This is a genomic window from Mycobacterium sp. NGS16 (assembly GCF_059813225.1).
On record NZ_JCALEE010000014.1, the window covers coordinates 50,550 to 75,277 of the forward strand.

Below are 24,728 nucleotides of genomic sequence, written 5' to 3' on the forward strand. Positions count from 1 at the left end.
CGCAGGGCGGGGTCACTGGGCGGGCAGGCGGACTTCCAGCGAATCGAGGATGGCCTGCTTGGCGGCGATGTAGTGCGGGTTATCCGGGTCGGTGGTCTGGATGGTGAGGGTGAGCGCCCAGATCCGGTCCTTGGCGTTCTGCACGGCGATGATCAGCCCGGTCGCCGGCCGGCCCTGCAGGTTGTAGGTGATCGTTCGGCTCGCAAATCCCGACACCGTGCCGGGGACATCGGTGTCGAGTTCGCCGACGACGTTGGCGACCGCGGCGCGCTCCTTGGCCAAGGCCTGCGCGGGAAGCCCGACCTGGCCGGTGAGTTCCTCGAGGGTCACCACCGCGTTGGGGGTGAAGCCGTGCCGGCGCAGCTCCTGGTTGAACAGCACCCCGCGCAGCGGCGGGGAGTCGTTGCTGGCCATGAACTCCCAGCCGGGCGGGCGGGGGAGGGTGATCGTCGGTTCGTCGGGGTCGCGGGGATCCAAGGTGATCGATCCCTCGCCGGGCGGCTGGTCGACGGCTTCCATGAAGGTCCTTTCGGTACGTCAAGAACGAGAACCAGGCCAGCGCCCGATCGGCCAGCGCTTGCGGACGTAGCCAGCGCCGAAGCCCAGGTAGGCGAAGATCGCCCCGGCGACGACCGCACCGATCAGGTCCGTCGTCTCGGACTTGTTCATCGAGCTGTAGAACGCAATCGCCAGGAATGTGGCGGACACCATCGGCCCGACGACCCAGTAGAGCCACTTCGACCTTGCGTCCTTGTGAGGGTCCACCGGAATCCCGATGAAAAGCATGACCAGCAGGGCGACCCCGATGAAGCCGTTTGCGTTACTGATGGTGATCGATCTCCCTTGCCGTGCAGGTCAGCCGAACAGGCCGTGCCAAGCATTCGAAATGCCCTCGCCCACATTCTTTCCGAACTCGCTGCCGACGAAGCCGCCGACCACCGCCCCGGCACCGGCACCGACGACCGCCCCGATGGCGGTTCCGGGCCCGGGGCCGAAGAAGGTACCGATCGTCGCGCCGATCTCTGCGCCGGTCTGGGCTCCCAGGCCGGCGCCCACCAACCCTCCGGTGACATCACCCGCGGTTTTGGGAACGACATCGACCAGGGCGGTGCTCAAGGAGGCTCCGTTGCTCACATCGTTCTGGATCTCCATCGCCCCGTTCGCCACCGTGATGAGGTTCCCCGCGAAACCCAAACGTTTGCCGAACTTCTCGACGCTCTCCATGGCTTGCGGCATCGGCAGGCCGCCACCGGGAATCCCGGGGTTCGGTGAGCCGCCCGGCGCGAAGGCGGGCAAGTCGGGACGGACCCAGGGGGCGTTGGCTTGGCCACCTGCCGCCGCCAGGCCGTCGCCGACGTTGCCCCACTTGCCGTTGATCTGGGTGGGTTGGCTCGGCGGCGCCGGTGGGGCACCGGGGCGGGTCATCACCGGTGTACCGGGCGGAATCCAGGGCGGGATGGGCCCGGGGGCGCCGGCGCCACCGTCACCCGCTTTGCCATCGGCCGGCGCACCGGGCGCGTTGCCGGCGTCGCCTACCGGGGGCGGGGTGCCATTGGGCGCGCCGCCGTTGCCTCCGGCCCCGCCGTCGGCATTGGTCGGGGCGCCGGGGGGAGCAGACGCCCCGTTGCCGCCGGCGCCACCATCGGCGCCCGGGCGGCCGTCGGGGGTGCCGTTCGCAGCCCCGGCCCCGCCGTCGGCCCCGCCGGCCGGTGCCGCCTCGGCGTCGTACTTGCGGATATCGGGGTCGTAGCCGTCCTTGACCCGCAGGTTGGTCAGCGCCTGCTGCAGGCTCGTGGAGTAGTTGTCGCGGATGTATGTGGCGTTGTGCAGCGCTGTTGCGGCGTCGTTATTGGCCAGTTGACGAGCCTGCTGGATGTCGGCGTCGTGGTTCTGGCCCTGGCTCGCCTGACTGAGGTAGACCCCGATCTGGGCGTCGAGCACCAGCAGGTTGGCGTTGAGCGCGGTGATGTTGGCCTGTGAGGCGGCACGGGCCTGGGCCAGATCCCCGGCAATGGTCTCCAGGTCGGCGGCGATCTGGCCGAGCTGCTCTTTGGTGGCGTGCAGGCCATCTTTGACGCGTTGCACTTCGGCGCCGTTGTTGATCGGCTGTTCACCGTTTTCGCGGTTGTACTGCTGGAAGTGCTGTTGGGCGGTTTGGAAGGTCTGCTCGGCGGCGGTGGCCGAGCCGGCGGCCTGATGGAACGCCTGGGCCAGGAAGTTGATCTGGGTGGGGCTACCGGCCTGCAGGCTGTCGTCGACCGCCCACGGGTCACCGCCGGCGTGGGCGATCAGGTCGGCGATCTGCAGGTGTTGCAGGGCCGGGCGGCTCACTGGCCAGTGCCGTCGGCGGTGATGTCTCGCAGCAGCTTGGCGTTGTGGTCGTCCATCCGGGTGAAGGTGCTGGCGGCGGTGCGCACGTTCTCGGCGATGCCGGTGAGGTTCTGGTGGTGATTCTGCAGCGCCTCGCGGTGGCCGTCCTTGGCGGTGCCGAGCGCCGCGTGGAAGCTGTGGGCGGCATCGAAATCACCGAACATGCCGGTGCTCACCCCGGCCAGCCCGAGGCGCTGCGCACCCGTATCGGCGTGCCCACCGGCGTCATCGGACACATTGGCTCCGGTGCGCAACACGTGGGGGTTGACGTCCATCGCCTGTACCTTCCGTCGGCCTGGTCGGGGTAGTCAAAGATTACCGACGGACGGGGCCGCGTCAATTCACCTCGGCAGCTGCTACACCAGCGGACGTCCGGTGCGGATGCGCCGGTCCAGATCCCACAGGATCACGTTGAACGGAAAGGCGCGCAGGAACGGCGGCAGCAGATTATTGACGCCACGGAGCAGGCGCATCAACCGGTCGAACCTGCGTTGCCGCTGCGCGTCCCACGGCAGCCGCATCTCATCGCGGAAGCGCTGGGGCAGAAAGCCGGTGGTGATCAACAGCGCAAGGCGTTCGTTGGCCCGCTGCAGCGGTCCGGGCAGGGTCAAGCCGCGCAGCCGGCTGGCCGCGATCGGCTCAAGGTAGGCGCGGACCGCGTCGTCGATGTGCACCTTGTCCAGCTGCTCCTGCCAGTACCGGTCGAAGGCGGCCCGGTCCGGCGGCCACATGTCCTCGGGAACCTGGAGCATGGTGGCCATGGCCTTGCCCTCGTTGTGGTAGTGCCGGTCGGCGTGCTCGTCGTCCATCTCACCGAGGAAGATGCGGTGGATGTCGACGTTGCCCTTGTACAGGCAGGCGCCGACCCACAACTGCAGATCACGGTCGAAGGCGTTGTACTTCACCGGGCTGTCGTTCGTCGAGCGAACCTGGCGGTGCGCACTGTTGACCGCCTCGCGGAACGCGGCCTGCTGTTCGTCGGTGCCCTGGGTTGCGACCACCAGATAGGTGAACGTGGTGCGTGCCCGCTTGATCGGGTGCAGGTCGACGCGTCCGCTTTCCACGCGGCTCTCCAGCACGCCATAACCCACCTCGGGACGCGCTAGTTGCATGATCACGTTGGCCGGCCCGGCCAACAGCGCCACGCCCATCATCATGTTGTCGGTGCAGGAGACCTGCGGCAGCCAGGAACGCCGACGAGGCGCGAGTGCGCTTGGAGAATCGCTCACCGAACGCTCCACCAGGGGAATCGGCTCGCTGATCGTCATGGCTGCACCTCGCAAATTGTGAGAACGTCGGTTTCCTGATATTGCCGAGCCCCGGGGCCGATGTCAACATGGGGGACATGGGGACCGCCGTGCCGGAGCGCCCGTATCGGGGGGTGCAGGCAGCCGAACGGCTGGCCGAGCGGCGGGAACGCCTGCTGGCGGCCGGCCTCGATCTGCTCGGTGCTCGGGACCTGACCGAGCTGACCGTGCGTGGAATATGTCGGCGCGCCGGTGTGGCATCCCGCTACTTCTACGAGAGCTTCACCGACAAGGACGAGTTCGTAGCCGCGGTCTTCGACTGGGTGGTCAACGACCTGGCCACCAGTACCCAGGCCGCCGTGGATGCGGCACCCTACGCCGAACAGACCCGCGCCGGCATGGCCCACCTGGTGGCGGCCATCGCCGGGGACGCCCGCGTCGGCAGGATGCTGTTCAGCACCCGGCTGACCAACGCGTTGCTGGTGCGCAAACGGGCCGAGTCGAGCGCGCTGTTTGCGATGCTGTCCGGCCGCCACGTCCAGAATGTCCTGCAGGTGCCGGGCAACGACCGGATCAAGGCGGCCGCGCATTTCGTGGTCGGCGGGGTGGCCCAGACGATCGGCGCCTGGCTGGCCGGGGAGATCCACCTGCAGCCCGCCCAGCTCGTGGACCAGCTGACCGCCCTACTGGGTCAGCTCGACGACCCGGCGCTGTACCGGGATTAGCTGCGCCGCTTGCGCTGCCTGCGCTTGATGCCCACCCCGCCCCACAGCGAGAAGCCGCGGACGCGCACCGTCGGCGCGCCCGGAGTGCCTCGACCCTCGACGTGTTGGTCGAAGCCGCCCATCACCCCGTGGCCGTGGATGTCGACGTTGACTTCCGGCGGCAGCAGAATGGTCTGCCCGCCCATGATGGAGTAGGCGTTGATCTCGACGTCCGTCGCGGTGAAGTCGGCGTAACGCAGGTCGATGACGCCGCCGCCCCACAGCGAGAACGTGGTCAGCCGCTTGGGCACGTTCCAGCGTCCGCGCCGCTCGAACGAGCTCAGGATCGCCAGCAGCAGCGTGGAGGGTGCGGGTTTGCAGTCGCCACCGCGGTGCGGGCACACCGAGGAACCCGGAAGGTCGGCGCGCAGCCCGTCGAGCTCGTCGTAGGTCTGCGCCGCGTAGGCCTTGGCCAGCCGGTCCTCGTACTCGCTCATCGGCAGTTGGCCCTGCGCAGCGGCGTCGCCGAGCAGCTGCGCCAGCTGGATCCGGTCGGTGTCCGCGGCACGCGCGCGCATGCCGGGGGTGTCGTTGCTTCGCCGGGCTGAGTTTCTCATCGGCTAAAGAGCCTACGACGAACCGATCGGGACGCAAGCACGGTTGCCCACAGTAGCTAACCCGCCCAGCTGGGGGGACGCTTCTGCAGGAAGGCAAGCATCCCTTCCCGGGCCTCGTCGGAGACGAACATCCGTGCCGAGGCCAGGCTGAGCCGCTCCGCGTCACGGTCGAAGCCGGCCAGCACCGCCGCGGTGGTCAGTGCCTTGGAGGCCGCCAGCCCCTGCGGGGACCCCAGCCGCAGGTCGGCGACCAGATCCGCGACGGCCGCTCCGATGTCCTCCACGGCCAGGGTGATCAGCCCGATATCCGCGGCTTCGGCCGCGCCGAACTTCTCGCCGGTCAGGTAGTAGCGGGCCGCGGCCCTCGGCGACAGCTTGGGCAGCAGCGTCAGCGAGATGATCGACGGCGCCACGCCGATCCGGGCCTCGGTCAGGGCGAAGGTACTGGCCGGCCCGGCGACCGCGATATCGCAGGCCCCGACCAGCCCCATGCCGCCGGCGCGCACGTGACCGTCGACCGCGGCGATCACCGGCCGCGGGCACTCGACGATGGCCCGTAGCAGGGTTGCCAGCTCGCGGGCCCGGTCAGCGGCCAGGTCGCCCGGGTCACCGCCGGAGGCCTCACTGAGATCGGCACCGGCGCAGAACGTGTTGCCGGTGTGGCCGAGCACGATCACCCGCACGTTGGGGTCGGCGGCGGCGTCGCGCAGGCCGGCATGCAGTTGCGCGACCAGCCGGCTCGACAGTGCGTTGCGGTTGTGTGGCGAATCCAGGGTCAGCCGGGCCGAGCCGTCTTCGGTGTGCTCCGGCCCGGTGTAGGAGACCAGGGTGTCCATCAGTACGACCGGGGCAGGCCCAGCGACGTCTGGGCGACGAAGTTGAGGATCATCTCCCGGCTCACCGGCGCGATCCGGGCCAGCCGGGACGACGCGATCGCCGCAGCGATGCCGTACTCCTTGGTCAGGCCGTTGCCGCCCAGGGATTGCACCGCCTGGTCGACCGCCCGCGTGGAGGCCTCGCCGGCAGCGTACTTGGCCATGTTGGCCGCCTCCGCGGCGCCGAAGTCGTCCCCGGCGTCATACAGTGTGGCCGCCTTCTGCATCATCAGCTTGGCCAACTGGATCTCGATGTGGTTCTGGGCCAACGGATGCGACAGGCCCTGGTGCGACCCGATCGGGGTTTTCCAGACCTGCCGGGTGGTGACATAGTCGACGGCCTTGCCGATCGCGAAGCGGCCCATGCCGACCGCGCTAGCCGCGCCCATGATGCGCTCTGGGTTGAGTCCGGCGAACAGCTGCGCGATGGCGGCGTCTTCGGAACCCACCAGGGCATCGGCGGGCAGCCGCACGTCGTCGATGAATACCTGGAATTGGCGCTCCGGGCTGATCAGCTCCATCTCGATCGGGGTGTAGGTGAATCCGGGGGTGTCGGTGGGCACCACGAACAGCGCTGGGCGCAGGTTACCGGTCTTGGCGTCCTCGGTGCGGCCGACCACCAGCACCGCTTGCGCCTGGTCGACGCCGGAGATGAACGTCTTCTGGCCCTTGAGGATCCAGTCCGAGCCGTCGCGGCGCGCGGTGGTGGTGATCTTGTGCGAGTTCGATCCGGCATCGGGTTCGGTGATGGCGAACGCCATGGTCAACGAGCCGTCGGCGATGCCGGGGATCCACCGCTTCTTCTGCTCGTCGGTGCCGAACTTGGAGATGATGGTGCCGTTGATGGCCGGCGAGACCACCATCATCAGCAGCGCGCAGCCGTTCGCCGCCATCTCTTCCATGACCAGCGACAGCTCGTACATGCCTGCCCCGCCGCCGCCGTACTCCTCGGGCAGGTTGACGCCGATAAAGCCGAGTTTGCCCGCCTCGTTCCACAATTCGTCGGTGTGCTCACCGGCGCGGGCCTTCTCCAGGTAGTAGTCCTGACCGTAGTTGCGGGCCATCGCCGCGACCGCCTCACGCAGTGCGCGACGTTCGTCGCTTTCGATGAAGCTGGTGTCGCTCTTCGGATCGGTCACAGTGGGTCTCCTTCTGCTTGCTGTTCGGGATGTGCCCCCGCTTCCAAGCGGGCCAGCACGGCGCCGACCTCGACCTGATCGCCGGGTTTGACGTTGAGTTGGGTGAGTACCCCGTCGGCCGGTGCGCTGATCGTGTGCTCCATCTTCATGGCTTCCAGCCAGATCAGCGGCTGGCCGGCGGTCACCGGGGCGCCGAGCTCGGCGCCCACCCGGATCACGTTGCCGGGCATCGGCGCCAACAGAGACCCTTGCGCGACTGCTGACTCGGGATCGGGGAAGCGCGGCAACGCCACCAGGTGCACCGGACCGGCGGGGGAGTCGACGTAGACATCGGCACCGTAGCGGGCAACGGTGAATGTGCGCGCCACACCGCAGGAATCGGCCAGCACCACCTCGTCGGGAGTCGACGAGACCAGGCTGACGTCATCGTTGATGACCAAACCCGTTCGGGTGAACCGATATTCGACCCGGTGTTCGGTGCCGTCATCGTCGGCGTAGGTCTTCGTCTGGTATCCCGACGCCAGGTTGCGCCAGCCGCCCGGAAGGGAGCCGAATGCCTGCGCGGTGGCCCGGTTGTGCCCGGCGTCGGCCAGGGCGGCTGCGACCGCCGAAGCCCGGACGGTCGCGGCGTCGGCCAGCGGTGCCGACAACTCGGCCAGGCCGTGGGTGTCGAAGAACGCCGTGTCGGTGGCACCGTCAAGGAACGCCGGATGCCGTAGCACGTTGACCAGCAGGTCGCGGTTGGTGCGCAGCCCGTGCAGCCGGGCGCGGGCCAGCGCACCCGCCAGCACGGCGGCCGCCTGACGGCGGGTGGGCGCATAGCTGATGACCTTGGCCAGCATCGGGTCGTAGTGGATCGACACCGTCGAGCCGGCCTCGATGCCGGAGTCCAGCCGGACCCCGGTGCGCCGGCACAGGGTGTGGAACCGTGCGGCCACCCCGGGGATGTCGATGGCGTGCAGCAGGCCGGCCTGCGGCTGCCAGCCCCGGGCCGGATCTTCGGCGTACAGTCGCGCCTCGATCGAATAGCCGTGCGCTGCAGGCGGTTCCGGGTCCAGCCGGGCGCCGTCGGCCACCGCGATCTGCAGCTCGACCAGGTCGCAGCCGGTGGTCTCCTCGGTGACGGGGTGTTCGACCTGCAGCCGGGTGTTCATCTCCAGGAAGTAGAACGCCCCGTCCTCGTCGGCGAGGAACTCCACGGTCCCTGCGCCGGTGTAGCCGATCGCGGTCGCCGCCAGGCGGGCCGCCTCGAAGAGCTTGTCGCGCATACCGGGGATGCGTTCCACCAGCGGCGAGGGGGCCTCTTCGATGACCTTCTGGTGGCGGCGCTGAATCGAGCACTCCCGCTCTCCGACCGCCCACACCGTGCCGTGCGCATCGGCCATCACCTGAACCTCGATGTGGCGGCCGGTCGGCAGATAGCGCTCACAGAACACCGTCGGGTCCCCGAATGCCGCGGCGGCTTCGCGCTGGGCGGCCGCGACCTCATCGGCCAGCGCGGACAGCTCGGTGACCACCCGCATACCGCGGCCACCGCCGCCGGCCGAGGCCTTGACCAGCACCGGCAGCTGCGCTGCGGTGACGCCTGCCGGGTCGAGCTCGTCGAGGACCGGGACGCCGGCCGACGCCATCAGCTTCTTGGCCTCGATCTTGGAGCCCATGGAGGTCACCGCGGCCACCGGGGGGCCGATCCACGTCAACCCGGCGGCCTGGACGGCGGCGGCGAATTCGGCGTTCTCGGAAAGGAATCCATAGCCCGGATGCACGGCGTCGGCGCCAGCGGCGCGCGCGGCGGCGATGATCGCCTCCGCCGACAGGTACGAGGAGGTCTCCGGCAGGCGCACCTTCGCGTCGGCTTCGGCCACGTGCGGCATGCCCGCGTCGGGATCGGTGTAGACCGCGACCGTGCCCAGGCCCAGCCGGCGGCAGGTGGTGAAGACCCGCCGGGCGATCTCGCCGCGATTGGCCACTAGAACATTGCTGATCATGGGAGTCCTCACATCCGGAAGACGCCGAAGTTCGACGTCCCCTCGACCGGGCCATTGGCGATGGCGGACAGGCACATTCCCAACACGGTGCGGGTGTCGCGGGGGTCGATGACGCCGTCGTCGTAGAGCCTGCCGGAGAGGAACATCGGCAGCGACTCGGCTTCGATCTGGGCTTCGATCGCCGCACGCAGCGCCGCGTCCGCGGCCTCGTCCACCTGCTGTCCGCGGGCCTCGGCGGCGGCGCGGCTCACGATCGAGATGACGCCGGCCAGCTGTGTGCCGCCCATCACCGCCGCTTTGGCGCTGGGCCAGGCGAACAGGAAGCGCGGGTCGTAGGCCCGCCCGCACATGCCGTAGTGCCCGGCGCCGTAGGAGGCGCCGATCAGCAGCGAGATGTGCGGCACTGTCGAGTTGGATACGGCGTTGATCATCATCGAGCCGTGCTTGATCATGCCGCCCTCTTCGTAGGCCTTGCCGACCATGTACCCGGTGGTGTTGTGCAGGAACAGCAACGGGGTGTTGGACCGGTTGGCCAGTTGGATGAACTGGGTGGCCTTCTGGGATTCCTCACTGAACAGCACGCCGCGCGCGTTGGCCAGGATCCCTACCGGGTAGCCGTGCAGCCGGGCCCAGCCGGTGATCAGCGACGAACCGTAGAGCGCCTTGAACTCGTCGAACTCCGAACCATCGACGATGCGGGCGATCACCTCGCGCGGGTCGAATGGGATGCGTAGGTCGGCCGGCACGATGCCGATCAGTTCTTCGGCGTCGAATTTCGGCTCTACTACCGGAAGTGGTTTCGGGCCCTGCTTGACCCAGTTCAGCCGGGCTACGATCCGCCGGCCGATCCGCAGCGCGTCGAGCTCGTCGTTGGCGAGGTAGTCGCCCAGACCCGAAGTGCGCGAATGCATTTCTGCGCCGCCGAGCGACTCGTCGTCGGACTCCTCACCGGTGGCCATCTTGACCAGCGGCGGCCCGGCCAGGAACACCTTCGAGCGCTCCTTGATCATCACCACGTGATCGGACATGCCGGGCACGTAGGCTCCGCCCGCGGTGGAGTTGCCGAAGACCAGCGCGATGGTCGGGATACCCGCGGCCGAGAGCCGGGTCAGGTCGCGGAACATCTGACCGCCGGGAATGAAGACTTCCTTCTGGGTGGGCAGGTCCGCGCCGCCGGACTCGACCAGCGAGATCACCGGTAGCCGGTTCTGATGAGCGATCTGATTGGCCCGCAGGATCTTTCGTAGCGTCCACGGATTGGAGGTGCCGCCCTTGACCGTCGGGTCGTTGGCGACGATCATGCACTCCACGCCTTCGACGGCACCGATCCCGGTGACCAGGCTGGCCCCCACCTGGAAGTCGCTGCCCCACGCCGCCAATGGGCACAGTTCCAGGAACGGCGAGTCGGGGTCGATGAGCAACTCGATGCGCTCGCGTGCGGTGAGCTTGCCGCGGGCGTGGTGCCGCTCGACGTACTTGGTGCCGCCGCCGGCCAGGGCCTTGGCCAGCTCGGCGTCGAGCTCGCTGAGTTTCTCGGTCAGCGCCGCGGCGGCTTCGGCGTAGGCGGGAGACGCCGGGTCGAGCGTGGATTTGAGAATCATGATTGGTATCCAAGCGTTTTGGCGGCCAGCGAGGTGAGGATTTCGGTGGTTCCGCCGCCGATCCCGATGATCCGCATGTCGCGGTACTGGCGCTCCACCTCGGATTCGGACATATATCCCATGCCGCCGAAGAGCTGCACCGCCTGGTTGGCCACCCACTCGCCGGCCTCCACCGCGGTGTTCTTGGCGAAGCACACCTCGGCGATGAGGTTGACCTCCCCGGCCAGCTGCCGTTCGACGACGTGGTGGGTGTAGACCCGGGCCACGTCGATGCGGCGGGCCATCTCGGCGAGGGTGTTCTGCACGGCCTGGCGGGAGATCAGCGGACGGCCGAAGGTCTCCCGGTCCCGGCACCAGGCCAGGGTCAGCTCCAGGCAGCGCTGCGCACTGGCATAGGCCTGCGCGGCCAGGCCGACCCGTTCGGAGACGAACGCCGCGGCGATCTGGGCGAAGCCGGTGTTCTCGACGCCGACCAGGTTCGCCGCCGGCACCCGGGCGTCGACGTAGGACAGTTCCGCGGTGTCCGAGGACCGCCAGCCCATCTTGTCCAGCTTGCGACTCACCTCGAAGCCGGGCGTGCCCTTCTCGACCACCAGCAGCGACACCCCGGCCGCGCCGGGCCCGCCGGTGCGCACCGCCGTGACGACATAGTCGGCGCGGACCGCGGAGGTGATGAAGGTCTTGGCACCGTTCACCACGTAGTGGTCGCCGTCCCGGCGCGCCGTGGTGCGCAGGTGCCCGACATCCGAGCCGCCACCCGGCTCGGTGATGGCCAGCGAGCCGATCTTCTCCCCGGCCAGGGTGGGAGCGACGAACTCCCCGATCAGCCTTGTGTCACCGGAGGCGATCATGTGCGGCACCGCGATACCGCAGGTGAACAGGGAGGCGAACACCCCGCCCGGGGCTCCGGCCTGATGCATCTCCTCGCAGACGATCACCGCGTCGGCGGCGTCGCCGCCACTGCCGCCGACTTCCTCGGCGAAGCCCGCACCCAACAAGCCGACCTCGGCGGCCTTGCGGTGCAGCTCGCGCGGCAGCTCGCCGGTGCGTTCCCACTCGTCGACGTGCGGCAGAATCTCGCGCTCGACGAAACCACGCACGGTCTTGCGCAGCGCCTCCCGTTCGGGGGTGGTCCAGATACTCACGGTGTCCCTTCTGGTAGCAGTCGCTCCGGAATCTCGAGGTGACGGCTGCGTAGCCATTCGCCCAACCCTTTGGCCTGCGGGTCGAACCGGGCTTGGTAGGCGACCCCTTGACCGAGGATGCCCTCGACGACGAAGTTCACCGCGCGCAGCTTCGGCAGCAGATGGCGGGTGACCGGCAGGTCGGCGGTCTCGGGCAGCAGTTCGCGCAGCTTGGCCACGGTCAGGGTGTGGGCCAGCCAGCGCCACTGTTCATCGGTGCGCACCCAGACCCCGACGTTGGCCGAGCCGCCCTTGTCGCCGCTGCGGGCGCCGGCGATCAGGCCCAACGGGGCGCGCCGGGTCGGGCCGGGCGGCAACGGCTCCGGCACCTTCGGCTCGGCGGCCGGCTCAAGTGCGAGGGTCTCGGCCGCGGGCGAGATGTCCACCCGGGTGCCGTCGGCGTGCACCGCGATGTGCGGCACCTTCGCGGCGTCGACGTAGCCGGGGGTGAACACCCCGTAGACCTGGCCGTCGCCGGGCGGGGCGGTGACGCAGAACCCGGGGTAGCTGGCCAGCGCGAGCTCGATGCCGGCCGCGGAGAACTTGCGGCCCACGTTGGCGGGGTCCGGATCGCGCACCACGCAGTGCAGCAGGGCGCTGGCGGTTTCTTCGGTGTCGGCGTCGGGGTGATCGGTGCGCGACAGCGTCCACTCCAGCTCGGCTGGCCGGACCGTCATCGCCGCCTCCAGCTGGGTGCGCACCAGCTCGGCCTTGGCCTCGACGTCCAGGCCGGTCAACACGAACGTCGTGGAGTTGCGGAACCCCCCGATGCTGTTCAGCGACACTTTGTAGGTGGGCGGCGGTGGCTCGCCGGTCACGCCGGAGATCCGCACCCGGTCCGGCCCGTCGGCGGCCAGTTCAATGCTGTCCATGCGCGCGGTGACGTCGGGATTGGCGTAGCGGGCACCGGTGACCTCGTAGAGCAGCTGCGCGGTGACGGTGTCGACGCTGACCAGCCCGCCGGTGCCAGGATGTTTGGTGATCACCGACGACCCGTCGGCGTGGATCTCGGCGAGCGGGAACCCGGGGTGCAGCAACTTCTCGGTGGGAATCTCGGTGAAGAAGGCGTAGTTGCCGCCGCTGGCCTGGATGCCGCACTCGATGACGTGGCCGGCCACCACTGCCCCGGCGAGCCGGTCGTAGTCGGTGCGAGCCCAGCCGAAGTGGGCGGCGGCCGGACCGACGATCACCGAGGCATCGGTGACCCGCCCGGTGATCACGACGTCCGCGCCCCCGGCCAGGCACTCGGCAATGCCCCAGGCGCCGAGGTAGGCGTTGGCGGTCAGCGGAGAACCCAAGTCCAGCTCGGCGGCCCGGGGCAGCAGGTCGTCGCCCTCGACGTGGGCCACCCGGGTCGGCACCCCGAGGCGGTCGGCGAGCTCGCGCACCGCGTCGGCCAGACCGGCCGGATTGAGCCCGCCGGCGTTGGCGACGATGCGAACCCCCTTGTCATGGGCGAGTCCGAGGCACTGCTCGAGCTGGGTCAGGAACGTCTTGGCGTAACCGCGCTCGGGGTTTTTCATCCGGTCGCGGCCCAGGATCAGCATGGTCAGCTCGGCCAGGTAGTCGCCGGTGAGATAGTCCAGCTCACCGCCGGTGAGCATCTCGTGCATCGCGGCGTGGCGGTCGCCGTAGAAGCCCGAGCAGTTGCCGATCCGAACCGCTGCTGTCATCCCCAAATCCCATCCCTCAACCAACCGGTAGGTTATCCGGTACCGCTGGTGTCGCGTCAAGGCGGACAGCCGCCGGTGAAGCTCGCCCGCCCCCCGGGCGGGGGTTCCAGCTTCGGCTCTGCTTCGTCGAGCCTCGCTGAACCGCGGGCCAGTGTCATTTTGGAGTCGGCCCAGGTAACCGGTTATCCTTTTGCAGAAGTCCCGCCGTTGGTTCTGGCGGCAACCCGCACTATCGAGGAGAGGCTCGACCATGGCCGTGCCGAAGCGCAGAATGTCGCGCGCGAACACCCGTTCCCGCCGCGCGCAGTGGAAGGCTGAGGCTACCGGCCTGGTCAACGTGTCGGTCGCCGGCCGCGCCTACAAGGTGCCGCGTCGACTGCTCAAGGCCGCCCGCCTGGGCCTCATTGATCTCGACCGCCGCTAAAAGGGCTCCGACACGACCGGTGCCTGCCCCTCCAGATCGCCTATCGATGATTGGATAGCACGCATGGCTACCCGGGTACTGGTTGTTGATGATGACCGCGCGGTGCGCGAGTCGTTACGCAGGTCACTGTCGTTCAACGGTTACTCCGTCTCGTTGGCCACCGACGGCGTGGAGGCGCTCGAGGCGATCTCCAGCGACCGGCCGGACGCGATGATCCTGGACGTCATGATGCCCCGGCTGGACGGCCTGGAAGTCTGCCGTCAACTGCGCAGCACCGGTGACGACCTGCCGATTCTGGTTCTGACCGCCCGTGACTCGGTCTCCGAGCGGGTGGCTGGCCTGGACGCCGGCGCCGACGACTACCTGCCCAAGCCGTTCGCCTTGGAGGAACTGCTGGCGCGGATGCGCGCCCTGTTGCGCCGCACCACCGCCGAGGACCTGTCCGAGTCGGTGGCGATGTCCTTCGAGGATCTGACGCTGGACCCGGTGACCCGCGAGGTGACCCGCGGTGACCGGCAGATCAGCCTGACCCGCACCGAGTTCGCGCTGCTGGAGATGCTGATCGCCAACCCGCGCCGGGTGCTCACCCGCAGCCGCATCCTCGAGGAGGTGTGGGGCTTCGACTTCCCCACCTCGGGCAATGCGCTGGAGGTCTACATCGGATATCTGCGTCGCAAGACTGAAGCCGAAGGGGAGCCGCGGCTGATCTACACCGTGCGCGGGGTGGGTTACGTGCTTCGCGAGACCCCGCCCTGATGCAGTTTTTCCACCGGCGGCAGGACGGCGCTTCGGCGCAGAACACGTCCCTGTCGCTGCGCTGGCGGGTGATGCTGCTGGCGATGTCGATGGTGGCGCTGGTGGTGGTGTTGATGGCCGTCGCCGTCTACGCGGTGATCTCGGCGGCGCTGTACAACGACATCGACAATCAGCTGCAGAGCCGCACCGAGATGCTGATCGCCAGCGGTTCGCTGGCCGCCGATCCCCGCAAGGCGATCGAGGGCACCGCCTACTCCGACGTCAACGCCATGCTGGTCAATCCCGGCCGGTCGATCTACACCGCCAACCAGCCCGGGCAGCGGCTGCCGGTCGGACCGCAGGAGAAGGCCGTCATCCGCGGCGAACTGTTCTTGTCGCGGCGCACCGCGGCCGGTCAGCGGGTGCTGGCCGTGCACCTGCCCAACGGCAGCACGCTGTTGATCTCCAAGAGCCTGGCGCCCACCCGCGCGGTGACGATGAAGCTGCGCTGGGTGCTGCTCGTCGTCGGCGGTGTCGGTGTCGTGGTGGCCGCGGTGGCCGGCGGGATGGTTACCCGGACCGGTCTGCGGCCGGTGGGCCGATTGACCGAGGCGGCCGAACGGGTGGCCCGCACCGATGACCTGCGACCGATTCCGGTCTACGGCAGCGACGAATTGGCCCGGCTCACCGAGGCGTTCAACGCCATGCTGCGGGCACTGGCCGAATCGCGGGAACGCCAGGCACGGCTGGTCGCCGACGCCGGTCACGAGCTGAAGACCCCGCTGACGTCGCTGCGCACCAACGTCGAGCTGCTGATGGCCTCGGCGGAGCCGGGCGCCCCGCAGTTGCCCGAGGAGGAGATGGCCGAACTGCGTGCGGACGCAATCGGTCAGATCGAGGAATTGTCCACGCTGGTCGGCGATTTGGTGGACCTCACTCGCGACGACCAACGCGAGGTCACGTTCGAACAGGTCGACCTCAACGAGGTCGTCGACCGCAGCATGGAGCGGGTCCGGCGGCGGCGCAACGACATCGAGTTCGACATCCAGGTGGTGCCCTGGCACGTCTACGGCGACGCCGCGGGCCTATCGCGGGCGGTGCTGAACCTGCTCGACAACGCGGCCAAGTGGAGCCCGTCGGGCGGGGTCGTCGGCCTGCGGATGCGCCAGATCGACCCGACGCACGTCGAGATGGTGGTGTCCGACCAGGGGCCGGGAATCCCGGAGAACGAGCGGGAATTGGTGTTCGAACGCTTCTTCCGGTCCGACCAGGCCCGCGCGATGCCCGGGTCCGGCCTGGGGCTGGCCATCGTCAAACAGGTGGTGCTCAAGCACGGCGGTGCCATCACCATCGAAGACACCGTGGTCGGAGGTCAACCGCCCGGGACGTCGATCCGGATGGTGCTGCCCGGCGGGCCGACCTCCGCCGGCGAGATACCGGCCACGGCCGTCACAGGCGGTTCTCAGTCCACCTAGGCATGGTGGTGAGGCAACTTCACGTCTCGAGGAGCAGGCAGCAACATGATGAACCACCCGGGGTACCCCCCGCCGCGTCAGCAGCCGGAACGGCCCAATCCGGCGGGTGCGTCTGCGGGGGAGCAGCGTGGACCCAACGGCTATCCGGGCCCGGGGGCGCAGAACCCGTACTCGCAGGCGTACGACTGGCGCTATGCCCAGGCGCCGGCCCACCAGGGGCAGCAGCCGTCCTACCGCTCCGCTTATGACGGCTCCTACGGCCGGCCGCCGCTTGCGGGTGCGGGCGGGCCCCCGAGGCGCTCACGCACGGGCGCGCTGCTGCTCGGTGCGGCCGCGATCGCTGCCCTGTCGGGTGTGACCGGCGGCGTGGTGGGTTCGGCGCTGCACTCCGACCACAAAGCGCTCGCCAGCGGTGGCCGCACCAGTCTTCAGGCACCGGGTGTGCCCGCCGCGGTCACTCTGCCGGACGGGTCGGTCGAGAAAGTCGCCGCGAAGGTGGTGCCCAGCGTGGTCATGCTGGAGACCGATCTGGGGCGCCAATCCGAGGAGGGATCCGGCATCATCCTGTCCGCCGACGGGATGATCCTGACCAACAACCACGTGGTCGCCGCCGCAGCCAAGGCGGATGCGACCTCCAAGGCGCCGCCGAAGACCACGGTGACGTTCGCCGACGGACGCACCGCACCGTTCAGCGTGGTGGGCACCGACCCGGCCAGTGACATCGCCGTGGTGCGGGTACAGGGCGTCTCGGATCTGACCCCGATCACGCTCGGCTCCTCGGCGGACCTGCGGGTGGGGCAGCACGTGGTGGCGGTCGGGTCGCCGCTGGGCCTGGAGGGCACGGTGACGACCGGGATCGTCAGCGCCCTCAACCGGCCCGTCTCCACCAGCGGTGAGGCGGGCAATCAGAACACCGTGCTCGACGCGATCCAGACCGATGCCGCGATCAACCCGGGCAACTCGGGCGGGGCGCTGGTCAACATGAACGGCGACCTGGTGGGAATCAACTCGGCGATCGCGACGATGGGCGGCGACTCCACGGAAGCCCAGAGCGGCTCTATCGGCCTGGGCTTCGCGATTCCGGTGGATCAGGCCAAGCGGATCGCCGACGAACTCATCAACTCGCCCGATCACACCGCGACCCACGCCTCGCTGGGGGTGCGGGTCACCAGCGAGCGCAGTCTGCACGGCGCGAAGGTGGTCGAGGTGGTGCCGGGGGAGGCGGCGTCGAAAGCCGGCCTGCCCGAGGGTGCGACCGTGACGGCGTTCGACAAGCGTCCGATCGGCAGTGCCGACGCGCTGGTGGCCGCCGTGCGGTCCAAGGCGCCCGGGGACCAGGTGACGCTGACCTACCTCGATGCGGGCGGAGCGACCAAGACCGCGCAGGTCACCCTGGGTAAAGCCCAGCAGTGACGGGACTGGTGGGGCCGCCCGGGTTTTACGCGATATACGGTTGCAGGCATGGAACAGACCCCAGAACTCGCCGGCCGGGCGCTCGTCGTCGTCGTCGATGACCGCACCGCGCACGGCGATGAGGACCACAGTGGTCCGTTGGTCACCGAACTGCTGGCCGAGGGCGGGTTCATGGTCGACGGCGTGGTCGCCGTCGCCGCCGACGAGGTCGAGATCCGCAACGCGCTCAACACCGCGGTGATCGGCGGAGTCGACCTGGTGGTGTCGGTCGGCGGCACCGGGGTCACCCCGCGCGACGTCGCCCCGGAGGCCACCCGCGACATCCTGGACCGGGAGATCCTCGGCATCTCCGAGGCGCTGCGTGCATCCGGCCTGGCGGCCGGGATTCCCGACGCCGGGTTGTCGCGCGGTCTGGCCGGGGTTTCGGGCAGCACCCTGGTCGTCAATCTGGCCGGTTCCCGGGCCGCGGTGCGCGACGGGATGGCGACGCTGAACCCCCTGGCGGCCGCAATCATCGGCCAGCTGTCCAGTCTGGAGATCTAGGCGCGCCATGCCCGGACTCGGCGAGCACCAGTCCTCCTCCGACGAGCGCGATCCGGATGACGCTCGCGAGATCGAGGAGCGCGAGCGGTGGCTGCGGGACAACGTCCCGCCACATCACGGTTGAGATTCGACTTCGCGCAATCACCCGCGCCCACGCGCCGGCGGCCATTACGGTTCGCTTGGGCGGTGCAGGGCTGCCCGCAGGGATTCCGGGCGGAAGGGGTGCACGGGTGTTCAAAGGATTCAAGAATTTTCTGATGCGCGACGACGTCATCACCGTCGCCATCGGTCTGGTGGTGGCGCTGGCGTTTTCCAACCTGGTCAAAGCTTTTACCGACAGCGTGATCAACCCGCTGGTGGCAGCCGCGCAGCCGGACACCTCCGGGCTGGGGCTGGGCTACCAACTCGGGGCGGAGGGCAACGAGGCGACCTTCGTCGACCTCGGGGCATTCATCTCGGCGATCATCTACTTCATCGTGTTCATGGCGACCATCTACTTCTTCATCGTGTTGCCCTACAAGCACATTCAGAAGCGGCGCGGCAAGACGGTGTTCGGCGACGCGCCGCCCACCAAGACCTGCCCGGAGTGCATGTCCGAAATCGCCGCCGAAGCGACCAAGTGCAAATTCTGCGCCAGCCCGCAGCCGGCCGCTGCGGCTTGACGATTCAGCGCAGGGTGAGCGTCACCGCTTGACCCAGTGCGGCACCGGCCACCGCCACCGCGGCGGTGGCCGGCAACGCCACCAGCACCACCCGATCGTCGTGGTTCTGTTTGTCCGACACCAGCACCACAATCCCGCCGGACGCCACCACCTTCGGCGCGCCCGGGGGGTCGGCCCCGTCGTCGGCGGTCACGACGTCGACGACGTCGCCGGGGCGAACCAGGTCGACCAGCGCGGCGTCGGCTGGGTGAACTCCCACGATGCGGGCGTCCGGCCCGGCGACCGCGTCGGTGAGCCGGCTGCCCAGAAGACGGACATCGGTGAGGACCTCGCCGCGGCGTGCCGGACCGGCCAGCGTGGCGGCCAACACCGACGACAGATCGGTCGCGGCACCGTCGGGAACCGTTCGCGCCGAGTGGTTTTCCAGCGCGACGTCAGCGGCGGTCAACGCCGTGCCGGGGGCCAGGTCGCGACTGGCTACCACCACGTCGACCCGGTCACCCTGCGGGTCGGAGCGGATCGCCGCGACGCCGGCCAACACGACCAGGGCGCCGGCGGCCGCCCGTCGTGCGCGCACCGTGCGGGCCCAGTCCGGGCGTAGCGCCTGCGAGACACGGGAGATCAACGTCGGGTTGAGCGACTCGCCCATGGCGACACGGTAGGTGGCCGGCCCGCGCGGGATCGTCGACCCGGGCGCCGGCTTGTGGATAACCCGTTACGCCGAGGCGGCAGCCGGGGTGGATGCGGCGTCGGCCTTGGGCTTGTCGGCGGCCTTCGCGCCGCCGTCGCTGGAGGCCTTGGTGCCACCATCGCCGGAACCGCCGCTGCCGGAATCCGTTGACGTGGCCTTGGCCGAGCTGCTGCCGTTCGAGGACGTCTTCCCCGCATCCCGGCTGTCGGTGCGGTAGAAACCGCTGCCCTTGAACACGACACCGACCTTGCCGAAGATCTTGCGGAGGCGACCGTTGCACTCCTCGCAAGTGGTCAACGCGTCGTCGGTAAAGGCCTGGACCACGTCGAAGCGGTTGCTGCACTCGGTGCAGGCGTAGCTGTAGGTGGGCACGCGAACCTCCGTGGATCGAACAATCGGGTTAGCACTCTACCGTGCTAAGTGCTAGAACCGCTATCTGGCTGTCGGCATTCCAGCACCACCAGGCCTTTCCCCGGCGTCAGGGCGTGGGTCATCGGCACGTCATGCGGTTCGGCGGGCAGATTGTCGAGCAGCTCCTCGTCACGTACGACGGCCACCAGCGGGATCTGCGGGCGGCGCAGCAGCAGGGAGCGGTCGTAGAAACCGGCACCGCGGCCCAGTCGCGCGCCCCGGCGGTCCAGCGCCAGCGCCGGGACCACGACCAGATCCGCTTCGGCCAGCGCCTCCGCCGGAAGCCACGGCGGCGCCGGTTCGAGCAGCCCGAACCGGGCGGGCACCAGGCTCTCGGTTCGGTAGTCGCCCCACATCAGCGCCAGCGGTGTGCCGTCGTCTTCGGTACGCACCACCGGCAGCAGCACCCGGATTCCACGCTGCGTCAGCCCGTCGAGCATGGCGGCCGAACCGGGCTCATCGCCCACCGGCAGGTACGCGCAGACCATGCGGGCACCACCCGCCAGCCGCTGCAGGTGGCCGGCCAGCGCGCGGGCTTCGGCATCATGCACTTCAGGCGGTACCGCGCGGCGGGCTGCGAGCATGCGTGCGCGCAGCGCAGACTTAGCGGCCGCCACCCCGTTGTCGGTCACGCCTGTCAGCCTGTCAGCACCGGCTCGCCCGCCGCCAGGGGGAGGAGGCGGAGTCGATTGCGGTTATCGTGTGAGCAATGCCCACGCCGAAGGTTCCGATTCCGCGCACCGCCATTGTGCCCGCGGCGGGTTTGGGTACCCGCTTTCTGCCGGCGACCAAGACGGTGCCCAAGGAGTTGCTGCCGGTCGTCGACACCCCGGGAATCGAGCTGGTTGCCGCCGAGGCGGCCGAGGCCGGAGCCGAGCGGCTGGTGATCGTTACCTCCGAGGGCAAGGACGGCGTCGTCGCGCATTTCGTCGAGGATCTGGTGCTGGAAGGCACGCTGGAGGCGCGCGGCAAGAAGGCCATGCTGGCGAAAGTGCGGCGGGCCCCGCAGTTGATCAAGGTGGAGTCGGTGGTGCAGGCCGAGCCGCTCGGGCTGGGCCATGCCATCAGCTGCGTGGAACCCACCTTGTCCACCGACGAAGATGCCGTCGCCGTGCTGCTCCCCGACGACCTGGTGCTGCCGACCGGAGTATTGGAGACGATGTCGGCGGTGCGGGCGCGCCGCGGCGGCACCGTGTTGTGCGCGATCGAGGTCAGTCCCGACGAGGTCAGCGCCTACGGCGTTTTCGACGTCGAGCCCGTCCCCGACGATGACAACCCGGATGTGTTGCGGGTCAAGGGAATGGTCGAGAAGCCCAAGGCCGCCGACGCCCCGTCGATGTATGCCGCTGCCGGCCGCTACGTGCTGGATCGGGCGGTGTTCGATGCGCTGCGGCGTATCGACCGCGGGGCCGGCGGGGAGGTGCAGCTCACCGACGCCATCGCGCTGCTGATCGCCGAGGGCCATCCGGTTCACGTGGTCGTACACCGCGGATCGCGACACGACCTGGGAAATCCGGGCGGCTACCTCAAAGCTGCGGTTGACTTTGCCCTGGATCGCGATGACTACGGTCCGGACCTGCGCCGGTGGCTGGTGGCGCGGCTGGGGTTGGCGGAGAACTGAGGCGAAGTCGGTCTTAGCCGGCCCGCATCGGACCGAGGCTTTCTGAGAAAGGCGCACCGTGCGTTCGGTTGAGGAGCAGCAGGCCCGGGTTTCGGCTGCCGCGGTGGCACCCCGCCCGGTCCGGGTGGCGATCGCCGAGGCGCAGGGCCTGATGTGTGCCGAAGAGGTCGTCGCCGAGCGGCCCATGCCCGCCTTCGACCAGGCCGCCATCGACGGTTACGCGGTGCGCAGCGTCGACGTGTTCGGCGCCGAGGCGATCGGCGACAGCTCCGACGCCGCCGACCGGGACGCAGCCGCCGTCACCCTCCCGGTGCTGGGCACCATCGAAGCCGGGGCCCGCACCCCCACCCGACTACAACCGAAGCTGGCGACCCGGATCCAGACCGGGGCTCCGATGCCCACGCTGGCCGACGCGGTGCTGCCGCTGCGCTGGACCGACGGTGGCAACTCCCGGGTCCGGGTGCTACGCGGCGTGCGCCCGGGGGACTATGTGCGCCGCATCGGCGACGACGTGCAGCCCGGCGATGTCGCCGTCCGCGCCGGCACCGTCGTCGGCGCCGCCCAAGTGGGTCTGCTGGCCGCGGTGGGCCGCGACCGGGTCCTGGTCCATCCGCGGCCACGGCTGTCGGTGCTGGCGGTGGGCGGCGAACTGGTCGATGTCACCCGCACCCCGGGCAACGGGCAGGTCTACGACGTGGACTCCTACGCGCTGGCCGCGGCCGGACGCGATGCGGGGGCCGAGGTGAATCGCGTCGGCATTGTCAGCAGTGACCCCAAGAAGCTGCGCGAGGTGGTCGAGGGACAGCTCAACCGCGCCGAGGTGGTGGTGATCGCCGGCGGGGTGGGCGGTGCGGCCGCCGACGAGGTGCGCGCGGCGCTGGCGGACCTCGGCGAGATCGAAGTCGCCCGGATCGCGATGCACCCGGGTTCGGTGCAGGGATTCGGGCAGCTCGGGCCGGAAGGGGTTCCGACATTCCTGTTGCCGACCAACCCGGTCAGCGCGCTGGTGGTGTTCGAGGTGATGATCCGTCCGCTGATCCGGTTGTCGCTGGGCAAACGTGAGCCGATGCGCCGGATAGTGCGGGCGCGGACGCTGGGGCCGATCAGTTCGCTGCCGGGTCGCAAGGGCTATCTGCGGGGCCAGCTGATGCGTGACCAGGAGACCGACGAGTACCTGGTCCAGGTGCTCGGGGGGACCGGCGGCACCTCGTCGCACCTGCTGGCGACCCTGGCCGAGGCGAACTGCCTGGTGGTGGTTCCCGAGGAGGTCGAGCAGATCGCCACCGGCGAGATGGTGGACGTCGCCTTTCTGGCGCAACGGGGCTGAGTCCGGGTACATGCTGGTCAACCTGTGGCCCTTCAAGGCCGTCCAGCACCCCGGCTGGCCGACGGTGCTCGGGCCGCTGCGGGTGGCCGCGGGGGTGATCCGGCTGCGGCCGGTGCGGATGCGCGACGGCGTGGCCTGGAGCCGCATCCGGTTGGCCGACCGCGCCCACCTGGAGCCGTGGGAGCCCAGCGTCGAGGCGGACTGGGTCAGCCGGCACAGTTCGGCGGCGTGGCCGCCGGTGTGTTCGAGCCTGCGCACCGAGGCCCGCTACGGACGGATGTTGCCGTTCGTGATCGAGCTCGACGGCCGATTCTGCGGCCAGCTGACCGTGGGCAACATCGCCCACGGTGCGCTGCGCTCGGCGTGGATCGGCTACTGGGTGTCGAGTGCGGTGGCCGGCGGGGGCGTGGCGACCGGGGCGGTGGCGCTGGGCCTCGACCACTGTTTCGGGCCGGTGCGGCTGCATCGGGTGGAGGCCACCGTCCGGCCGGAGAACGGGGCCAGCCGGGCGGTGCTGGCCAAGGTGGGCTTCCGCCAGGAAGGTCTGCTGCAGCGCTACCTGGACGTCGACGGCGCGTGGCGGGACCACCTGCTGGTGGCGATGACGGCCGAGGAGGTCGCCGGGTCGGTGACCTCCACACTGGTGCAGACCGGCCGGGCCGCCTGGGCTTGATCGAGTTAATCCACCGTGTTGCCCGTGTGATAGTTGTGACTGCCGAGGTCAGCGAGTAAATTACAGGCGTGTAATTGGCTCGGCGCGCCGTCCGGGGCCGTGTCGGCCAGGAGACCTAGCCTTGGCTGGGAAAGGAGCAGGCCACCATGCCCAGCATCCCGCAATCATTGCTTTGGATCTCACTGGTCGTCCTCTGGCTGTTCGTACTGGTGCCGATGCTGGTCAGCAAGCGAGACGCCGTGCGCCGCACCAGTGACGTGGCGTTGGCGACCCGTGTGCTGACCAGTGGGTCCAGCGCACGGCTGCTCAAGCGCGGCGGCCCGGCCGCCGGTCACCGCAGCGACCCCGACTGGCAGCACACTGCCGAGGTCGATGACGTCGAGATCGACGACGACGAGTCCGCCGAGCCGGCCGAGAGCGAGTCGCGGGTGTTTGCCGCTGCCGCCGGTGAGCAGGGCGAGCTCGACTACCTCGACGTTCTCGACGTCGAAGTCGTCGCCGAGGATTCCGACGTGTTGCCGCTGTCGGAGGCGGGGATGGCTGCCGAGGCCGAAGCGCAGGCACGGGCTCAGGCCGAGGCAGAAGCGCAGGCCGAGGCGGAGGCGCGGGCCGAGGCGGAGGCAGCGGCTCAGGCAGCGGCAGCGGCTCAGGCTGAGGCCGAAGCTCAGAGCGAAGCCGAAGATGACGCAGCAGCCGAGCCGGAAGCCGAGGCCGACGGCTACGAGTACGAATACGTCGAGGACAGCTCGGGTCTGGAGGCCGAAGCCGAGGCGCCGGCGCCGGCAGCGGCGCGGCCACGCCGGTATGACACCCAGACCGCCGCGGCCGTCAGCGCCCGCAAGTACGAGTTCCGCAAGCGGGTGCTGCTGTCGCTGGCGGTGGTTCTGGTGTTCTCGGCGCTCACGGCGTTCACCGTGGCGCCGACGGCCTGGTGGCTCTGCGGCGGTGCCGCCGGTGCGACCGTGCTCTACCTGGCCTACCTGCGCCGCCAGACCCGCATCGAGCAGCAGGTCCGGGCGCGACGGGCGCGCCGCGCAGAGCGTCCACGCGCGCAGCGCCAGCACGTCGGCCCGGAGGCGTTCGAGGTGGTGCCCGCGCGGCTGCGCCGGCCCGGCGTCGCGGTGCTGGAGATCGACGATGAGGACCCGGTGTTCGAGCACCTCGAGTACGCGGCGTCGGCGCGCGAATACGACTGGCGCGGCGACCTGCCGCGGGCGTCCGGTCAATAGCGGCTCGGTTTCAGGGGACCAGCCGGGGGCTGGTAGCCTGCTAGCGGTCAGGGGCTATGGCGCAGTTGGTAGCGCGACTCGTTCGCATCGAGTAGGTCAGGGGTTCGATTCCCCTTAGCTCCACCA

At 69.5% G+C, this 24,728-nt stretch carries 26 protein-coding genes and 1 tRNA gene; 12 read left to right on the plus strand and 15 right to left on the minus strand.

Annotated features, from left to right (window positions below; translation table 11 throughout):
* Positions 1 to 12 precede the first annotated feature (12 nt).
* The 5 genes from AC5Y4Q_RS21190 to AC5Y4Q_RS21210 form a co-directional block, all read right to left on the minus strand.
* Positions 13 to 519 carry an LpqN/LpqT family lipoprotein gene (locus tag AC5Y4Q_RS21190; RefSeq protein ID WP_499960139.1) on the minus strand — a complete coding sequence of 169 codons (507 nt, stop codon included), beginning with the start codon at positions 517 to 519 and terminating at the stop codon, positions 13 to 15.
* Between the two features lie 18 nt (positions 520 to 537).
* The gene (locus tag AC5Y4Q_RS21195; RefSeq protein WP_125226059.1) at positions 538 to 765 is read right to left on the minus strand and encodes a hypothetical protein; all 228 of its coding nucleotides are present in this window, start codon (positions 763 to 765) and stop codon (positions 538 to 540) included.
* Positions 766 to 855: 90 nt separating this feature from the next.
* Positions 856 to 2,331 (minus strand): putative alpha/beta hydrolase, encoded by a 1,476-nt coding sequence (locus AC5Y4Q_RS21200; RefSeq protein ID WP_499960140.1) that lies wholly within the window; start codon positions 2,329 to 2,331, stop codon positions 856 to 858.
* Positions 2,328 to 2,645: a DUF2563 family protein gene (locus tag AC5Y4Q_RS21205; protein ID WP_064920143.1), complete on the minus strand. Its 318-nt coding sequence runs from the start codon at positions 2,643 to 2,645 to the stop codon at positions 2,328 to 2,330. The genes AC5Y4Q_RS21200 and AC5Y4Q_RS21205 overlap by 4 nt, the downstream gene beginning before the upstream one ends.
* A gap of 81 nt (positions 2,646 to 2,726) precedes the next feature.
* Positions 2,727 to 3,638 (minus strand): oxygenase MpaB family protein, encoded by a 912-nt coding sequence (locus tag AC5Y4Q_RS21210; protein ID WP_064920142.1) that lies wholly within the window; start codon positions 3,636 to 3,638, stop codon positions 2,727 to 2,729.
* A gap of 77 nt (positions 3,639 to 3,715) precedes the next feature.
* On the opposite strand from AC5Y4Q_RS21210, the gene AC5Y4Q_RS21215 reads away from it, so the two are divergent.
* A complete protein-coding gene (locus AC5Y4Q_RS21215) occupies positions 3,716 to 4,342 on the plus strand; it encodes a TetR/AcrR family transcriptional regulator (protein ID WP_109535563.1) in 627 nt (208 codons plus the stop codon).
* Here AC5Y4Q_RS21215 and AC5Y4Q_RS21220 read toward each other — a convergent pair.
* From AC5Y4Q_RS21220 to AC5Y4Q_RS21250, 7 genes are read right to left on the minus strand one after another with little or no spacing between them, the layout of a single operon-like run.
* Positions 4,339 to 4,938 (minus strand): DUF1707 SHOCT-like domain-containing protein, encoded by a 600-nt coding sequence (locus AC5Y4Q_RS21220; RefSeq protein ID WP_064920140.1) that lies wholly within the window; start codon positions 4,936 to 4,938, stop codon positions 4,339 to 4,341. The genes AC5Y4Q_RS21215 and AC5Y4Q_RS21220 overlap by 4 nt on opposite strands.
* 56 nt (positions 4,939 to 4,994) lie before the next feature.
* A complete protein-coding gene (locus AC5Y4Q_RS21225; protein WP_064920139.1) occupies positions 4,995 to 5,774 on the minus strand; it encodes an enoyl-CoA hydratase family protein in 780 nt (259 codons plus the stop codon).
* A complete protein-coding gene (locus AC5Y4Q_RS21230) occupies positions 5,774 to 6,952 on the minus strand; it encodes an acyl-CoA dehydrogenase family protein (RefSeq protein WP_499960141.1) in 1,179 nt (392 codons plus the stop codon). Before AC5Y4Q_RS21230 ends, AC5Y4Q_RS21225 begins: the two co-directional genes overlap by 1 nt.
* Positions 6,949 to 8,940, minus strand: coding sequence for an acetyl/propionyl/methylcrotonyl-CoA carboxylase subunit alpha (locus AC5Y4Q_RS21235; protein WP_064920137.1), 1,992 nt, complete (start codon positions 8,938 to 8,940; stop codon positions 6,949 to 6,951). Before AC5Y4Q_RS21235 ends, AC5Y4Q_RS21230 begins: the two co-directional genes overlap by 4 nt.
* An 8-nt stretch (positions 8,941 to 8,948) precedes the next feature.
* The gene (locus AC5Y4Q_RS21240; protein ID WP_185746735.1) at positions 8,949 to 10,538 is read right to left on the minus strand and encodes an acyl-CoA carboxylase subunit beta; all 1,590 of its coding nucleotides are present in this window, start codon (positions 10,536 to 10,538) and stop codon (positions 8,949 to 8,951) included.
* On the minus strand, positions 10,538 to 11,686 hold the full coding sequence (locus tag AC5Y4Q_RS21245; protein ID WP_125225904.1) for an acyl-CoA dehydrogenase family protein: 1,149 nt from the start codon (positions 11,684 to 11,686) through the stop codon (positions 10,538 to 10,540). Before AC5Y4Q_RS21245 ends, AC5Y4Q_RS21240 begins: the two co-directional genes overlap by 1 nt.
* Positions 11,683 to 13,398: an acyclic terpene utilization AtuA family protein gene (locus AC5Y4Q_RS21250; protein WP_499960142.1), complete on the minus strand. Its 1,716-nt coding sequence runs from the start codon at positions 13,396 to 13,398 to the stop codon at positions 11,683 to 11,685. The genes AC5Y4Q_RS21245 and AC5Y4Q_RS21250 overlap by 4 nt, the downstream gene beginning before the upstream one ends.
* A gap of 250 nt (positions 13,399 to 13,648) precedes the next feature.
* On the opposite strand from AC5Y4Q_RS21250, the gene rpmF reads away from it, so the two are divergent.
* From rpmF to AC5Y4Q_RS21280, 6 genes are all read left to right on the plus strand, one after another.
* On the plus strand, positions 13,649 to 13,822 hold the full coding sequence (gene rpmF, locus AC5Y4Q_RS21255) for a 50S ribosomal protein L32 (protein WP_064920133.1): 174 nt from the start codon (positions 13,649 to 13,651) through the stop codon (positions 13,820 to 13,822).
* Positions 13,823 to 13,885: 63 nt separating this feature from the next.
* Positions 13,886 to 14,578: a response regulator transcription factor gene (locus tag AC5Y4Q_RS21260; protein WP_064920132.1), complete on the plus strand. Its 693-nt coding sequence runs from the start codon at positions 13,886 to 13,888 to the stop codon at positions 14,576 to 14,578.
* Positions 14,578 to 16,032: a HAMP domain-containing sensor histidine kinase gene (locus AC5Y4Q_RS21265; RefSeq protein WP_064920131.1), complete on the plus strand. Its 1,455-nt coding sequence runs from the start codon at positions 14,578 to 14,580 to the stop codon at positions 16,030 to 16,032. Before AC5Y4Q_RS21260 ends, AC5Y4Q_RS21265 begins: the two co-directional genes overlap by 1 nt.
* Positions 16,033 to 16,077: 45 nt before the next feature.
* Positions 16,078 to 17,445: a S1C family serine protease gene (locus AC5Y4Q_RS21270; protein ID WP_499960143.1), complete on the plus strand. Its 1,368-nt coding sequence runs from the start codon at positions 16,078 to 16,080 to the stop codon at positions 17,443 to 17,445.
* 48 nt (positions 17,446 to 17,493) lie between these two features.
* Positions 17,494 to 17,988 (plus strand): MogA/MoaB family molybdenum cofactor biosynthesis protein, encoded by a 495-nt coding sequence (locus AC5Y4Q_RS21275; protein ID WP_125225907.1) that lies wholly within the window; start codon positions 17,494 to 17,496, stop codon positions 17,986 to 17,988.
* Between the two features lie 230 nt (positions 17,989 to 18,218).
* Entirely contained in the window at positions 18,219 to 18,650 is a 432-nt protein-coding gene (locus AC5Y4Q_RS21280) for a large conductance mechanosensitive channel protein MscL (protein ID WP_064920128.1), read from the plus strand.
* A gap of 4 nt (positions 18,651 to 18,654) precedes the next feature.
* Here the strand turns inward: AC5Y4Q_RS21280 and AC5Y4Q_RS21285 are convergent, their stop codons facing one another.
* The 3 genes from AC5Y4Q_RS21285 to AC5Y4Q_RS21295 all read right to left on the minus strand — a co-directional run bounded on the left by AC5Y4Q_RS21285 (position 18,655) and on the right by AC5Y4Q_RS21295 (position 20,384).
* Positions 18,655 to 19,299 carry an SAF domain-containing protein gene (locus AC5Y4Q_RS21285; RefSeq protein ID WP_064920127.1) on the minus strand — a complete coding sequence of 215 codons (645 nt, stop codon included), beginning with the start codon at positions 19,297 to 19,299 and terminating at the stop codon, positions 18,655 to 18,657.
* 66 nt (positions 19,300 to 19,365) lie between these two features.
* Positions 19,366 to 19,713, minus strand: a complete 348-nt coding sequence (locus AC5Y4Q_RS21290) for an FmdB family zinc ribbon protein (protein ID WP_499960144.1) — start codon at positions 19,711 to 19,713, stop codon at positions 19,366 to 19,368.
* A gap of 44 nt (positions 19,714 to 19,757) precedes the next feature.
* The gene (locus tag AC5Y4Q_RS21295) at positions 19,758 to 20,384 is read right to left on the minus strand and encodes a 5-formyltetrahydrofolate cyclo-ligase (RefSeq protein WP_499960145.1); all 627 of its coding nucleotides are present in this window, start codon (positions 20,382 to 20,384) and stop codon (positions 19,758 to 19,760) included.
* Between the two features lie 77 nt (positions 20,385 to 20,461).
* Here AC5Y4Q_RS21295 and AC5Y4Q_RS21300 point away from each other — a divergent pair, with 77 nt between their 5' ends.
* The 5 genes from AC5Y4Q_RS21300 to AC5Y4Q_RS21320 all read left to right on the plus strand — a co-directional run bounded on the left by AC5Y4Q_RS21300 (position 20,462) and on the right by AC5Y4Q_RS21320 (position 24,728).
* Positions 20,462 to 21,373 (plus strand): UTP--glucose-1-phosphate uridylyltransferase, encoded by a 912-nt coding sequence (locus AC5Y4Q_RS21300; protein WP_125225909.1) that lies wholly within the window; start codon positions 20,462 to 20,464, stop codon positions 21,371 to 21,373.
* Positions 21,374 to 21,431: 58 nt separating this feature from the next.
* Positions 21,432 to 22,700 carry a molybdotransferase-like divisome protein Glp gene (gene glp / locus AC5Y4Q_RS21305; protein ID WP_125225910.1) on the plus strand — a complete coding sequence of 423 codons (1,269 nt, stop codon included), beginning with the start codon at positions 21,432 to 21,434 and terminating at the stop codon, positions 22,698 to 22,700.
* 10 nt (positions 22,701 to 22,710) lie between these two features.
* Entirely contained in the window at positions 22,711 to 23,373 is a 663-nt protein-coding gene (locus AC5Y4Q_RS21310; protein WP_125225911.1) for a GNAT family N-acetyltransferase, read from the plus strand.
* A 146-nt stretch (positions 23,374 to 23,519) separates the two neighbouring features.
* Complete coding sequence (gene sepX / locus AC5Y4Q_RS21315) at positions 23,520 to 24,602, plus strand: divisome protein SepX/GlpR (RefSeq protein ID WP_125225912.1); 1,083 nt, start codon at positions 23,520 to 23,522, stop codon at positions 24,600 to 24,602.
* A 50-nt stretch (positions 24,603 to 24,652) separates the two neighbouring features.
* A tRNA-Ala gene (locus tag AC5Y4Q_RS21320) sits at positions 24,653 to 24,728 on the plus strand.

Coding starts and splice junctions, on each gene's coding strand:
- AC5Y4Q_RS21190 (WP_499960139.1), bottom strand. CDS start 519: ATGGAAGCCGTCGACCAGCCGCCCGGCGAGGGATCGATCACCTTGGAT.
- AC5Y4Q_RS21205 (WP_064920143.1), bottom strand. CDS start 2,645: ATGGACGTCAACCCCCACGTGTTGCGCACCGGAGCCAATGTGTCCGAT.
- AC5Y4Q_RS21210 (WP_064920142.1), bottom strand. CDS start 3,638: ATGACGATCAGCGAGCCGATTCCCCTGGTGGAGCGTTCGGTGAGCGAT.
- AC5Y4Q_RS21215 (WP_109535563.1), top strand. CDS start 3,716: ATGGGGACCGCCGTGCCGGAGCGCCCGTATCGGGGGGTGCAGGCAGCC.
- AC5Y4Q_RS21220 (WP_064920140.1), bottom strand. CDS start 4,938: ATGAGAAACTCAGCCCGGCGAAGCAACGACACCCCCGGCATGCGCGCG.
- AC5Y4Q_RS21225 (WP_064920139.1), bottom strand. CDS start 5,774: ATGGACACCCTGGTCTCCTACACCGGGCCGGAGCACACCGAAGACGGC.
- AC5Y4Q_RS21235 (WP_064920137.1), bottom strand. CDS start 8,940: ATGATCAGCAATGTTCTAGTGGCCAATCGCGGCGAGATCGCCCGGCGG.
- AC5Y4Q_RS21250 (WP_499960142.1), bottom strand. CDS start 13,398: ATGACAGCAGCGGTTCGGATCGGCAACTGCTCGGGCTTCTACGGCGAC.
- rpmF (WP_064920133.1), top strand. CDS start 13,649: ATGGCCGTGCCGAAGCGCAGAATGTCGCGCGCGAACACCCGTTCCCGC.
- AC5Y4Q_RS21260 (WP_064920132.1), top strand. CDS start 13,886: ATGGCTACCCGGGTACTGGTTGTTGATGATGACCGCGCGGTGCGCGAG.
- AC5Y4Q_RS21265 (WP_064920131.1), top strand. CDS start 14,578: ATGCAGTTTTTCCACCGGCGGCAGGACGGCGCTTCGGCGCAGAACACG.
- AC5Y4Q_RS21270 (WP_499960143.1), top strand. CDS start 16,078: ATGATGAACCACCCGGGGTACCCCCCGCCGCGTCAGCAGCCGGAACGG.
- AC5Y4Q_RS21275 (WP_125225907.1), top strand. CDS start 17,494: ATGGAACAGACCCCAGAACTCGCCGGCCGGGCGCTCGTCGTCGTCGTC.
- AC5Y4Q_RS21285 (WP_064920127.1), bottom strand. CDS start 19,299: ATGGGCGAGTCGCTCAACCCGACGTTGATCTCCCGTGTCTCGCAGGCG.
- AC5Y4Q_RS21300 (WP_125225909.1), top strand. CDS start 20,462: ATGCCCACGCCGAAGGTTCCGATTCCGCGCACCGCCATTGTGCCCGCG.
- AC5Y4Q_RS21310 (WP_125225911.1), top strand. CDS start 22,711: ATGCTGGTCAACCTGTGGCCCTTCAAGGCCGTCCAGCACCCCGGCTGG.
- sepX (WP_125225912.1), top strand. CDS start 23,520: ATGCCCAGCATCCCGCAATCATTGCTTTGGATCTCACTGGTCGTCCTC.